The sequence below is a fragment of the Microcystis sp. LEGE 00066 genome (genome assembly GCF_015207925.1).
Taxonomy (GTDB): domain Bacteria; phylum Cyanobacteriota; class Cyanobacteriia; order Cyanobacteriales; family Microcystaceae; genus Microcystis; species Microcystis ichthyoblabe_A.
Genome location: NZ_JADEVX010000382.1, coordinates 1 through 1,034, shown reverse-complemented (window position 1 = coordinate 1,034; position 1,034 = coordinate 1). Strand labels below are relative to the sequence as shown.

General features: G+C 52.8%; 1 protein-coding gene. It reads left to right on the top strand.

Annotated features, from left to right (window positions below; translation table 11 throughout):
• Nucleotides 1–9 precede the first annotated feature (9 nt).
• Nucleotides 10–1,034: photosystem II D2 protein (photosystem q(a) protein) (psbD, locus tag IQ224_RS23680; protein ID WP_043996166.1), on the top strand; the 1,025-nt coding region annotated here is incomplete at its 3' end.

Genomic DNA, 1,034 nt, shown 5'->3' with positions numbered 1-1,034 from the left:
AAAACCCCCATGACCATTGCTGTCGGACGCGCCCCAGAAAGAGGGCTGTTTGATGCTCTCGATGACTGGCTCAAAAGAGACCGTTTCGTCTTCATCGGTTGGTCTGGTTTACTACTCTTCCCCTGCGCCTTCATGGCCCTAGGTGGATGGTTAACCGGCACCACCTTCGTCACCTCCTGGTACACCCACGGGTTAGCCAGTTCCTACTTAGAAGGCGGCAACTTCCTGACTGTAGCCGTCTCCACCCCCGCCGATGCCTTCGGTCACTCCATCCTCTTTCTCTGGGGACCGGAAGCCCAAGGTAACTTCACCCGTTGGTGTCAAATCGGCGGTTTATGGCCCTTTGTCGCTCTCCACGGTGCTTTCGGCTTGATTGGCTTCATGCTACGTCAGTTTGAAATCGCCCGTTTAGTCGGCATTCGTCCCTACAACGCCCTCGCCTTCTCTGGCCCGATTGCGGTGTTCGTCAGTGTCTTCCTGATGTACCCCCTCGGTCAGTCTAGCTGGTTCTTTGCCCCTAGCTTCGGCGTGGCTGGTATCTTCCGTTTTATTCTCTTCTTCCAAGGCTTCCACAACTGGACCCTTAACCCCTTCCACATGATGGGTGTAGCTGGTATCCTCGGTGGTGCGCTTCTCTGTGCTATTCACGGAGCGACCGTAGAAAATACCCTGTTTGAAGACGGTGAAGGTTCCAACACTTTCCGAGCTTTTGAACCCACCCAAGCGGAAGAAACCTACTCCATGGTCACTGCGAACCGTTTCTGGTCGCAAATCTTCGGCATCGCTTTCTCCAACAAACGTTGGTTACACTTCTTCATGCTCTTTGTCCCCGTGACTGGTTTATGGATGAGTGCTGTGGGTGTAGTGGGATTAGCCCTTAATCTACGGGCCTATGACTTCGTTTCTCAGGAATTGAGAGCGGCCGAAGACCCGGAATTTGAAACCTTCTACACTAAAAATATTCTGCTTAACGAAGGTCTGAGAGCTTGGATGGCTCCCCAAGACCAACCCCACGAAAACTTTATCTTCCCTGA